The 12,317-nt window shown below is 48.4% G+C and carries 9 protein-coding genes and 1 pseudogene; 1 reads left to right on the top strand and 9 read right to left on the bottom strand.

Annotated features, from left to right (window positions below; all coding sequences use genetic code 11):
* Positions 1–8: 8 nt before the first annotated feature.
* The 6 genes from H581_RS0120160 to H581_RS0120185 form a co-directional block, all read right to left on the bottom strand.
* Positions 9–917, bottom strand: a complete 909-nt coding sequence (locus H581_RS0120160) for a helix-turn-helix domain-containing protein (RefSeq protein WP_036719488.1) — start codon at positions 915–917, stop codon at positions 9–11.
* Complete coding sequence (locus H581_RS0120165) at positions 914–1,891, bottom strand: 2-hydroxyacid dehydrogenase (RefSeq protein ID WP_028611597.1); 978 nt, start codon at positions 1,889–1,891, stop codon at positions 914–916. The genes H581_RS0120160 and H581_RS0120165 overlap by 4 nt, the downstream gene beginning before the upstream one ends.
* A 13-nt stretch (positions 1,892–1,904) precedes the next feature.
* On the bottom strand, positions 1,905–2,738 hold the full coding sequence (locus H581_RS0120170) for an AraC family transcriptional regulator (RefSeq protein WP_028611598.1): 834 nt from the start codon (positions 2,736–2,738) through the stop codon (positions 1,905–1,907).
* A 72-nt stretch (positions 2,739–2,810) separates the two neighbouring features.
* Positions 2,811–4,712 carry an FAD-dependent oxidoreductase gene (locus H581_RS39345; RefSeq protein WP_281169557.1) on the bottom strand — a complete coding sequence of 634 codons (1,902 nt, stop codon included), beginning with the start codon at positions 4,710–4,712 and terminating at the stop codon, positions 2,811–2,813.
* Complete coding sequence (locus H581_RS0120180) at positions 4,709–5,515, bottom strand: hypothetical protein (RefSeq protein WP_028611600.1); 807 nt, start codon at positions 5,513–5,515, stop codon at positions 4,709–4,711. The genes H581_RS39345 and H581_RS0120180 overlap by 4 nt, the downstream gene beginning before the upstream one ends.
* A 242-nt stretch (positions 5,516–5,757) precedes the next feature.
* Positions 5,758–6,438 (bottom strand): helix-turn-helix domain-containing protein, encoded by a 681-nt coding sequence (locus tag H581_RS0120185; protein ID WP_245600100.1) that lies wholly within the window; start codon positions 6,436–6,438, stop codon positions 5,758–5,760.
* 349 nt (positions 6,439–6,787) lie between these two features.
* On the opposite strand from H581_RS0120185, the gene H581_RS0120190 reads away from it, so the two are divergent.
* A complete protein-coding gene (locus H581_RS0120190) occupies positions 6,788–7,933 on the top strand; it encodes a Gfo/Idh/MocA family protein (RefSeq protein WP_028611602.1) in 1,146 nt (381 codons plus the stop codon).
* Positions 7,934–8,000: 67 nt separating this feature from the next.
* On the opposite strand, the gene uidA is transcribed toward H581_RS0120190, so the two are convergent.
* From uidA to sigK, 3 genes and pseudogenes are all read right to left on the bottom strand, one after another.
* Positions 8,001–9,788 (bottom strand): beta-glucuronidase, encoded by a 1,788-nt coding sequence (gene uidA / locus H581_RS0120195; RefSeq protein WP_028611603.1) that lies wholly within the window; start codon positions 9,786–9,788, stop codon positions 8,001–8,003.
* A gap of 110 nt (positions 9,789–9,898) precedes the next feature.
* Positions 9,899–10,729: a helix-turn-helix transcriptional regulator gene (locus H581_RS0120200; RefSeq protein ID WP_028611604.1), complete on the bottom strand. Its 831-nt coding sequence runs from the start codon at positions 10,727–10,729 to the stop codon at positions 9,899–9,901.
* Positions 10,730–11,027: 298 nt separating this feature from the next.
* Positions 11,028–11,531 (bottom strand): annotated as a pseudogene (gene sigK, locus H581_RS34710) (RNA polymerase sporulation sigma factor SigK); the annotation flags it as partial.
* Between the last annotated feature and the right edge of the window lie 786 nt (positions 11,532–12,317).

Below are 12,317 nucleotides of genomic sequence, written 5' to 3' on the forward strand. Positions count from 1 at the left end.
TGATGGATTTATTTGATATGGGAATCTTGTACAAGAACTAATCGGTTGGCCGAGTAGTGGGCATCCGGAGCAGTACCAAGGGGCTCCACCGCATGGCGGTACAAGGGTGTGCTGCATCTTTTAATATATTCCGAAGCGGTGATGCCACGTATTTTCTTGTACATTTTTGAGAAATGATGCTCATCCTTGAATCCGACCTGATAAGCAATTTGCTTAATCGTTCCTTCTCCTCTCAGCATCCAGTCTTCCGCTCTCCGAAGTCGGAGTTCTAGCAGGAACCGCTTGGGGGTCATGCCGACGGAAGAAGTGAATAATCGCGTAAAGTGTTCATGCGACCAGCCTGAACGGGCCGCAACCTCCTCGATGCTGATGGTCTCGGCAAGCCGCCCGGCCATATAGTCGATGGCTTGCTGCACAGGGACCGGCAGACTCTCCGCCGCATTCGGCGAATAAACGCCCGAAGAAGCCAGCTCTTCCAGAATCGTCAGCGTCAGGACGGACAATCTTCGATGCCAATGGAGCGGCTGATGATTCGCCGTCCAGAACAGCTTCTTCATAAATCCGGAAACAAGCGGAGCCTGATTGATCGGGAACACAGGCCCTCCCTCCAGCAAGCCGCGATACCACGGCTCTTCGTTTCTCATCTCTGCAAATTCGAAATGAACGAACAAGTGGCGGACGTTTTTGCCTGGATCGAAGTGGTAGCTATGCACCTCTTCAGGTCTAGTAAGCAGGATGCATGGCTCTTTCAGAACAAACGATACGTTGCCAGCGGTATATTTCGTATTCGTCCCCTCGGGGAAATACACCAATTCGAAATCATTAATGGTGCGGGGACCTAGCATATAGCCGGATTGCACCCATAGATCGCCTACGCAATGAATGCGCGGCAGACTCGTTAGGGCCGTTTCTGTCATAGAAAACAACCCTTATTCACCAAGTGCTCCGGCCGTTGTCCTTGTAATCCGCGAATTAAGTTATCCGCAGCTAACTCAGCCATTAACGTCCTGGTGCGGATGGAAGCACTGCCAATATGGGGCAGTGTGACTACATTCGGCAGCTTGAGCAGCGGATGATCCATCCGGATGGGCTCTTGCTCGAAAACATCCAACCCAGCGGCCCATATCTTGCCCTGCGTCAACGCATCATAAAGGGCTTCCTCGTCCACGATGCCTCCACGCGCGGTGTTGATCAAGACAGCTGTGGACTTCATCAGCTCTAGCTCCCGCTTCCCAATGAGATGATACGTCTCGTCGCTCAGCGTGGTCATCAAGCATACGAAATCGGATTGGGCTAGAAGATCATCCAATTCCGCGTATTCGATGCCGCTCTCCTGCTCTGCATCAAGCTTGCGGCTCCGGTTAAAGTAGAGCACACGCATATCGAAGCCCTTCGCCCGCTTGGCCAACGCCTGTCCAATTCGGCCCAATCCGATAATCCCCATGGTCGATTGGTAGATATCCTGTCCCGTCAGCTGCATGGGAGACCAGGTTTTCCATTCGCCATTCCGCAAATATTGGGAAGCCTCCACAACCCTTCGAGAGGTCGCCATTAATAAAGCAAAGGTTAAGTCCGCCGTAGTCTCCGTAAGCACACCCGGGGTATTCGTCACCATAATGGCTCTGCTGCTAGCTTCAGCCACATCAATGTTGTTGTAGCCGACGGCCATGTTACTAACCACCTTCAAATGGGACGCTTGCTCTAGCAGGGGTTGATCGATCGCCTCGGTAAGCAAGCACAGTAAGCCTTTGGCATCCCTAACCTTTTGCTCTAGCACATCTCTAGGAACGGGGATCTCTTCCTCGTCCCACATGTCCACTTCACACACCGATGTAAGCTTGTTCAGCGCACTGGATGGAATCTTTCTTGTAATAAAGATTTTTGGCTTCATTTCATCAACTCCCTTATCCTTTACGATAATCCCTTGGCGATAAGCCCACTTCCCGTGTAAACAGCTTGGAAAAATATAGCGGATCCTCATAGCCAATATCACGAGCTATCTCCGAAACAGGAGCGAACCCGTTGCGCAGCAGCATCTTGGCCTTCTCCAGCCGCACTTTATGTAAGTATTGAACATAACTGTATCCTGTATATTTTTTAAATAGTAACGAGAAATAGCTGACCGACAAGGAGCAATATTGTGCCATTTGCTCTCTGTTTAACGGTTCTCTGAAGAGTTCATGCACATGCTCCATAGCACGGTGAATCGACTGCTCTGCCCTTAATTCGGATAATGGCTTGGACGCCTGCATCCCTTCCAGTTGATCCAATAAATGAATAAGAAAATTGCGGGAGCGCCACTCATACCCCGGACCCTTATCATTCCACAGCAGAAGCAACTGCCGGAACTGCTCTTCTGCCCGCGTGACACTGTCAAGCTCAAGCACATGCGGAAGACGCAAGGAAGTACGGGAACTCTTCGAGGTTAACTCCCGTCCTTCCCATTCTATTAATCGATAATCGAAATGCACAGCAATATATAATAGCGGATTAGTAGACTCCGTGGTAAACCTCAACCGGACACCAGGCGGCGAGACGTGATAAAAACACCCTTTGCGCAGCATATAGCTCTCATCATTAATCTCCAGTTTCCCTTCGCCGCTGACGACATACCCCATATTACACATTTGGGTGGAAGGGATGACCACCTCATATTGGTGATTGCTCCAGTGCTGCTTATCCCGAAACAAAACATCGACAACTCTGGGCATAAACCGATTCATGAAATCCTGATCCATCCCCGCACCTCCAACCCTGATTTAATAGGAAAAACGGCCTTTCTCTATTATAAGAGATAAGCCGTTTGATTCCTATTCCATCCAATGCTGGACTCGTTTTTCACAAATGTACTTAACCCGGTCATTCATATTTTTCTTCAAGAATCCATTCGCTTCTTTAAGATGAGTTTTAAGAGTAATGACTAATTCTAGTTTAGGGTCGGCAAGCCGCTTCGTTAACAGCTCGGTCACCTGACTTCTCCATTCAGGGATAGCATCGGCGATTCGAATGGCAGCGATCATGGAGAAAGAGAAGAACTGGAAATATAGCTCCTTGAGATCAAAAATGAATTCATCATTGCTTCGATCCACATCCATTTTGTCGATGAAAGCATCGCTTTGTATGAAAGAGAGCAGCTCTGGCATGATGTCTTGATCCTTTAGCCGGCCCAGCAAATAAATGGCTGCAAATACATGAGGTTGATTGAACTTACGGCTAGACTTTGGCACATAGAGATCTCGGCGATAGACCATCTCCCGCAGTACAGGCAAACAAGCAGGATCACCGATCAACCCAAGCGCCAGTGCACAGTTTTTACGAAGCAAGCCGTAATCCTGCTCACCCATCCAATCCTGTAAGGTTCCCCTCATCTGATCGCCCAACCGCTTGGTCGACCAGATAGCAAAGCCCGATTTATCAAAGCTTAGGGCTTCCTTTATCTCTTGCGGATCGTTCAGCCACTTCATAGCAGGGACAGTCAGCTCATCATTCGATTCTTGCGGCGTGATCTCCTTAAATTCAGGTCGGTCTCCTGCTCTCATGCACCTGGTCTCGAGCTGCAGCTCGACCAGTTGTTCATAGGAAATCTCTCTGATTGGAACTTCCTCCGTAATGGACAAATACGCCATATTCGCAGCGGTCTCACCGCATTTCTCCATATCCCGCTTCTGCCTTATGGCAGAGGCGATGTCATGATCCAGCGAAATACAGCGGCCAGCGGCCAGCAAACCGTCAAATCCTCTAGGGATTAAGCTCCCTCTTGGTATCGGAACGTTGAAGCAGGGACCAAACAAGCTGGCTGCGACAAGCCAATCCTGTTGGGTATTGCTTTCGAATGCCATATCCTTCCCATGGTTATCCAAGTTGGAGAAGCCTTGAAATACAGGCTCTCTTGTTACCCGGCCTTCAAGGAAATCCGCGAAGGTAACTCTCTCTTCCCCCACTATATTGCGACTTTCACGTATACCTAGCAGCTGGCAGATCTTCAGCAGCATAGACTCTGCCTCATAACGCTCCTGCAAGTGGGTACCTAACAGATTAGATTCGAAGATCGCACGGGTCACATCCTCCGCATTACTGATATCCATGTAGCCTGAATCCGTATAGAAGTTGCCTACTTTAAGATTAGGGTACAATCTCATCTGCACATTGGAGAAAGGCTGGCAAGTTCCATCCATTTCTCTGCCCATATCGAAGGAGCAGCCAGCTAGCTCGCAAACCTCCGCATTTCCGGTACTGTCGATAACGAACTTCGCTGAAGTATGATGAACGCCAGTCGGCGATACCCAGCGTAAGCCCTTCACCGCCTGGCCCTCCAGGTACACTCCTATAACATAAGATTCATATTCAACATCGACGCCTGCCTTAACCGCTTCGGAATCAATCACCCAGTTTTTAATCTCGGAATGCACACCTAGGAAGGGTACGAAATCATCTTGCCTCTGATACGCAGCCACTTGACTGTCTATGGGCTCAAAAATCCCGCCCCGGTTGCCATAGTAATAGCCTACAACACCACCGGTCGTCCCTGTCCCGCCCATGCAAGAGAGCTTCTCTATCCCTAGCACCTTCAAGCCTTTTTGAGCTGCACGGATGGCGGCCATGGAACCCGCCGTACCGAGCCCTACTACGATTACGTCATAGTGATCCTCGAACGCGGCCGTGCTAGCCGATGGCGTAATTACCCCAGCATGTTTCTCCATTAAACGCATCATCGTCCACCCCCAACCTCGAAGTTATATCCCTGATCATAAGCTTCCAGCGGATTCGCGTAATAGGCGGAAGGCAGCCAGTCCCACCCAGGTTGGATCGGTGCTTGCATCGTATCAAGCTCCATATCGAACTCGTCTGCATGCGTCACGAATGCGCAGGGACGCAACGGCTCCGGACGATTAAGCCAAAAGTCGAACAGTTTTCTCCTTGCCGTAATCCAATCATCCATCGGATCTACAGCGAATTTCAACACCGTTTCATTCGGGAAGTGCCCTTGGTAGATCGGGTACTCTGAAAGTCCCTCCGAGTGATGAGTGCCGGGAGAGCCGAGGAGCATCATGTTCAGACTTTTCGCTCTTACACGGCCCCGGTCATTCTTAGTGACACACCGCGAAGTCGTATCCACCAGACGGTCAGCGACGATGCGACGAAATCCCGATGCATCATAGCACATGACTTCAAACTTACCGTCACGAGGGTGCATCTCCACAACTTGCGTCTGCATTCTCACATCCAGCTTCTGCCCGGTGATATGCTTGATCAGCACCGGCATCATCCCTGGCAAATGAAGCCTCCCCTCCCCATCCGTTACATTCCTGCGGATAAGCTCTCTTAGCAGTTCAATACCGCTTGCAGTCAAAGGCGCATACTTGCGGTCCGACAGCTTGAAGCTGCGAATGAATTCGTTTCCCACCCCATTGGAGGGCTCGATAACCAAAGCATCCGGGCCAAGACGAGAGGCAAGCCCCAAACCTAGGAATGAAGCGCCTATGATCACCGTTGTTACATGTTCAACCTGATGCAACCTTGTCACTCCCTTCTACACATACACATATGGATGATTTACTTTCGTTCACCTTTGATTATACTCACTTGTGGTATGGCCTCAATGGAGAAAACTCTATAAAACATGGTCATTTGTCTTCTCGACTCCAGACACGACCACTTCGATGATGACATAAAACGAAAGCTCCCCTCCTAGCAGTGGTTCCTAGCCTGACTGCTTGAAGGGAAGCCTATGAATAGTCGAACCTGGCAATCTGAATCCTACTTCATCCGGTATATATTCTTGATATAATCTGACGGCGATTCGCCCATCACCTTCTTGAACACACGACTGAAATAATAAGGGCTCTTGAATTGAAGAGCATAGCTTACCTCCGTAATATTCATTGATGTGTTCTTCAACAATTCGGCAGCCCTCATGATACGCTGCCGTTCATGGAAGCAGAAGATGCTCGTCCCCAGCTTGGCCTTGAACAATGTGCTGAGGTAATTGTAGTTACGTTGAAATGTTGATTTTATTCTCTCTGTATCCAGCTCTTCCTCACAGTGCTCCTCTAAATACATAGCCAATTTCTGAACGAGAGCATCGGACTTGCCGGGAAGATGACGAGTGAGCGAAATGCGATAGATCTCCAGGAACAGAGACATCGTCTCCAGGGATAAATAGAGATGACGAAACGGCCGTGATGACGTATATAGCTCATAAAGCTCTCGGGCTTTTCTGGTAATGTGCGGGAATCCCTTGACACTAATCAGCTTCGGCAATACAACTGTACACTCGTACTGCTTGGGCGCGAACAGCATTTGATGGAGAGCGGTTTGCTCCATCGCTGGTAATTCAAGCTGGTTATTTGGCGAATCGTAGAAGTGGATCCATACGGTTGAAGTTCCAGGAAGCGTCCCTTCACCTCCCCAATGATGAACGCCTTTCTTCAAAAACATAATATCTCCGTCTCGCAGAAAATACTCCTTACCCTCCTCAACGACCTGCATTTGGCCCTGTATGCAATGAATACATACATTGTAGTCCGTTACACGATCCGGATGTATCCAGCGGCCTTGGGTGTACGTCGTACCTATGTCACGAACAAGAGGGTACTCACTTCCTAGGAGGACAACTTCATGCACGACTCCAACTCCAATCCATGAGCAAGGTGATTATACTTACTTGCGAATTTTATCAATAAACCTGAACAAAGTATATTTATTCTACGGTTCGGTTCATTCTCAAAGGCTAAACATTTCGTAATAATAGGTTTATTCATAAATTCCTTAAGGAGAGATCACCTGAATGAACAACCAACAAGGCAGGAAAATACGTGTCGCACTAGCAGGCCTTAGGTTTGGAGGCGCATTCGCCCCGATCTATCATGCACATCCCGATGTAGAGTACGTAGCCATATGCGATCCGGACGAGACGCTGCTGCAGCAGTACGGGGATAAGTTTGGTTTCGAGCGCCGTTACACGGATCTGCAAGAAATACTTCGTTCCGATGAATATGACGCCGTCCATTTAGTTACTCCGATTCCCATGCACGCACAGCAATCCATTGATGTATTGAATGCAGGCAAGCATTGTGCTTGCACTGTACCTATGGCCACAACCGTTGATGAACTGAAGGCTATCGTGGCGGCTCAGAAACTCAACAACCGAAATTATATGATGATGGAAACTGCGGTTTATTCTTATCAATTTTTGTATGCACAGGAAATGGTGGAGCGCGGCGAGTTTGGTCCGATACAATTTCTGCGCGGCGCCCATTATCAGGACATGGAGAATTGGCCTGCCTATTGGATGGGTCTTCCCCCAATGCACTATGCAACACACGCCGTTTCTCCTCTTCTGGCCATAACCGGTGCGCGTGCGACCAAGGTGCACTGCTTTGGCTCCGGTTCGATGCGTGAGGAGCTTGTACAGCGATATGGCAACCCCTATCCGGTGGAGACGGCCATTTTCCAACTGGACAAGGAGCCTATCAGTGCAGAGGTCACACGTACTTTGTTCCACACGGCAAGGGCGTATATGGAGAGCTTCAATATTTACGGCGAGAAAGCCTCGCTGGAATGGCATATGGAAGATGAAGCACCTATCCTATTCAAGATGGGCGATCTACAGGAAGGCAGGGGCCGTAATATTCATACGGAACGTATTGCTCCGCCCGCTCGTCCCGATTTGCTGCCTCCCGAGCTGGCTTATTACATTACGAATCAAGATGAGCTGGATCCGAACAACCCGCATCAATCCGTGCTCCAGGGAAATGGCCATCACGGCTCTCATCCACATTTGGTGCATGAATTTATACGTAGTATCGTCGAGGATCGAAAGCCTCGCATCGACGCCGTGACTGCCGCCAACTGGACAGCTGCCGGCATTTGCGCGCACGAATCCGCCATGAAAGGCGGAAAGGAAGTACTGATTCCTTCTTTTGAGGAGTAACAGCAGAATATCTTACTAAAAGACGGCCTTAGTCCTGTATTCCAATGGACTAAGGCCGTTTAGGCAGCTACCATTTCGGATGCTCGCTCTTCCATCTTTGCTGCAGCTTGAATGCCGCAGCCTTTGGCTGTCTTTGTCTCGTAAAGATGCCTTTACGATTTCCAATCACTCTAGTTAAGCCCTGTTTCGTGGCAAAATCCGCAAATGCCCACACATGCTCGCCGATGACAAAATCATGCTTGTCGAACGATTTATGAAATTCATTCAAATACTCGCTTTGAAATTCCTCGGAGAAGGCGACGGGAGGAATTTGATGGAAGCCTGCAATCGTATCCGCACCATACTCCGAGATGATGACCGGCTTGCCATACCTCTCATACCAGCCGAGCAGTTCCCGATCCATATGCCGTTCAATCAATGAAAGCTTGCCATGATCGGAATACCAGCCAAAATATTTGTTGATGCAAATAACGTCCACCAATCCGCCGATCCTGTCAACGGAAGGCCACATCGTCTGAACGATCGTAATCGGGCGGGAAGGATCCTGCTTTCGCGTAACTTCCACAACCTTAGTGAAATACGGAACAGCTGCTTCCTCATTCGTCGCCGCTTCATTCGCTATACTCCACATGACGACGCATGGATGATTCTTGTCGCGCGCTATCATATCCTGAATAGCCTGCAGATGATGCGAGAGAGTTTTCTCATTGACCCGGTCTTCTCTGAATACGGTATTCGTCTCGCTCCAAAAACACATACCCACGGCTGGAACCTCATCGATGACAACCAGACCTTCTCGATCTGCCAGCCGCATGAGCTCTTCTGAATATGGATAATGTGCGGTCCGGAAGGAATTAGCGCCAATCCATTTGAGCAGATTGAAGTCCTTTAGATTAATGGCTTCGTCAAGTCCCCTGCCGCGGGCATCAGAATCCTCGTGTTTGCCGAATCCTTTGAAATAAAAGGGTTTATTATTAATGAAAAATTGCTTGCCTTCCACCCGTACCGTACGAATGCCGACCGGTTGCTGATAGCAGTCCTCTATCTGGCCTTGTTCATTGAAGGTCTCGACAGCTAACGAGTAAAGATAGCCCCTTCCAGGCTCCCACAGCTTCGCCTGTTCAACGGTCAGTTGACCGTGTATCCCTTCGGTCTCACCTACCTGATTGCCTTCCGCATCCATTAACCGAACAACGACCTTCGAATGCTTGCCGCTAATCTCGCACTGATATTGCACGATCCCGCTGGTGCCTTGTATCGCAGTCGTTACCGTAATATCTCGAATGTAATTTTTCGGTGTTGTGTATAGTTTCACTGGTCTGTGAAGACCGGAATAATTGTAGAAGTCGAAAAACGTCTCCTGCGTTTTATACCCTTCCGGATAGCGGCCTTCAGCATCCTCATACGTCTTTATTTCGCCTGATGGCAAGCAGGTCCAGTCCAGCTCATTATTCACGGCTATCGTCACGCGGTTCTCGGCGCCTCGTACAATCTGATCGGTAATATCCGCCTCAAACGGAAGAAAACCGCCTTTATGTCTTGCCGCTTCCTGGCCATTTACCCACATAACCGCGTGATGGGTTGCGCTGCCAACTCTGAGTATAATACGCCGGTCAGACCAGGACGCTGGGATATAAAACGATCGTTCATACCATACATCACCAATATGATCCCGAATTGACGCTTCTGTTGTTATATCGTTATAGCTGGCCGGAACGGCCATCGGCATCGTTTGCTCCAGCTTTTGACTATACCACTGCTGCTTCTTGCCCTCGTCGCGCTCATCGACGCGAAAATTCCAAATACCGGATAAGTCCTTTACCTCTCTAATTCCGTTATCAATAGGATACAGCATGTCATTCACTCCCTAGTTGCGCTTCGAATCACATTCTACTTCTTCCTATTTCAGTATAAAGGCTTCAAGTATGCATCCACAGAGTAATCTCTTAAGCTTTGTTATGTTCGTTAAAGATGTTTCCTATATTCTCTCGGCGAACAGCCGAATTTCCGTTTGAATATCCGATCGAAGTGCGAAATCGTATTAAAGCCCGCCGCGAAGCACACTTCCGTAACAGGCAGCTCGCTGCTTCGGAGAAGAGCGGAAGCGAATTGCAAGCGACTCTCATTCAAGTAATCCTGGAAGGAGATTCCGACTTGCCTGCGGAAGCATTCGCTGAAATAATTGGCGGATAACCCCGCATAATCCGCGGCGTTTGCAAGAGACAACGGTTCACGGAAGTGGTGCTGGATATACAGCAGCGCATTCCGGATTCGCTCAAAGCGCTCATTCAGGCGCAGGATGAAGGTACGTTCGCCCAGGCTTAAGACTAGCTCTCCACACTGCGAGAATCCTAAATCCGGTATGATTCGATCTGCCAGCTCCTCCGAATCGATCCCCTGCTCGTTTGCCGCATAGGCGAAAGCCTGCTCCGCTGCAAGCTTGACTGGACGCGATTTATAATTTCTGGACATGCCGTCAACCAGCCTCAGCGCTTCATCCTTATCGCTAACCGCGAGCACGCGCACAGCTTCACAAGCAATTGCAGCCCGGCCCATGATCGGCCAATTGGCGACCATATCATTAATTAGGGTGACGATTCTGGAATCGCCACGGTAAGCGCACAGAGGCAGAACCCATTTCATCTTCGAATCCGAATTGGCTTCATGCCACAGAGAAAGCAATTCCATCGACCACTGCGCCATGTCCTCGGCATGGAAATAATCTTTAAGCCGAATCGCCTCAAGTGGTACACTAATTCGCCCGGTCCCGGCATAACACGCCGCTAAGTATTTCAAGCATGAAAACGTATCCTGCACTTCCCCTTGTACCCGCACCTTCGGCAGCTAGTCCCATGGCAGATCCTGCTCCTGAGCAGACAGCCAAACATACTCGATAATAGGAAACAACCGTTTGATCTTTAGATTGATATGGAAATAGTGTACTATATTTGTAATTTCGACACTATCCCTATTATTTCGCACACACTTAAACGCGGATCTACTTTCGATATTCCTTAGTCGATGGGAGATTTAATCAATCAAACAAAAACATATCCACGCAAAAACGCCACCTTCAACAGGTGACGTTACACATTCACTTCTTCGCCTTATAAAACTCATGATAAAGCTTCATCAACGCCCTTTTCTCAATCCGCGACACATAACTCCGCGAAATCCCAAGCTCCTTCGCAATCTCCCGCTGCGTCCTTTCATCCCCGCCGTGCTCCAGCCCGAAGCGGCCGATCACGACCTCTTTCTCGCGATCATCCAGGATATCGAGGTTCTTGTAGATCTTCGACTTCTCAATCTTCAGCTGCACCTTATCGACAATATCGTCGGCCTCCGTGCCGAGGATATCGATCAGCGTAATTTCATTGCCTTCCTTGTCCGTTCCGATCGGATCATGCAGCGAAACGTCCTTCCGAGTCTTCTTCAAAGACCGCAGATGCATAAGTATTTCATTCTCGATGCAGCGAGCCGCGAACGTCGCGAGCTTCGTGCCCTTGCCGGTCTGAAAGCTTTCGATCGCTTTGATCAAACCAATCGTGCCGATCGAGATCAGATCCTCGAGATCCTCGCCCGTGTAATCGAACTTTTGACGATGTGGACACGAAGCAATGTAATGCCCCCATTGTTAAGACACGAATTCTTTGAGGGATAAGTTATGTCCTCCTTCTCATGTAATTTAGCATTTTAGAATGCGATTTGGTCAATCGTGTGAGCATAGTATTTATCTGGCTTTGCTCCATTGAGAGATTGATGAGGACGAATTTGCTGCAGAAAAGGGATTATTCGGGCACTGCTTGCATACACACTTATAAAACAATCCACATCCTGAGACAAGGTGCTTTCTGACGCTCACTTTTATAATGGAAAAGGACCCTGTTTGGTACATACCAACCAATATCCTTTAATTTGTCAGAAGACAACTACTCATGTAGAATGTCTCATGAGTCTTCAGTGAGATGTAGCCTATATTCTTAACAACATTAGAGAATGACAAAAAAAATGACTTCATCTTTAACGACAAGTTATTTATACTCATACCCAAATGGATAAAAAGCCAAGTTGATCAGCTTTACTTTATTATCTTCTAACAAAAAAGTCATAGTATAAGTATTTGAATTAGAATCTTTCATGTCAGACTTAGTCTTAAGGATATTTAGTTTCCCATGTAATTTCAAATACATAACTTATCCAAGAGTTCAATGTATGAGTCGGGTTACCTAAAGTACCATTGACGGATTCAAACGTTGAACCGATTCCTAGTGATTGCTACTCAATATATACCACTTTATTTTCGGCATAATAAACCTTAACTCCATTATAGCGATGAAACAGATCCGTTTCCTTTTGGCCCCGGATTCGACTCCTCCGCGGATAA

Origin of the sequence: Paenibacillus harenae DSM 16969 (genome assembly GCF_000422465.1) — a bacterium.
Taxonomy (GTDB): Bacteria; Bacillota; Bacilli; order Paenibacillales; family Paenibacillaceae; genus Pristimantibacillus; species Pristimantibacillus harenae.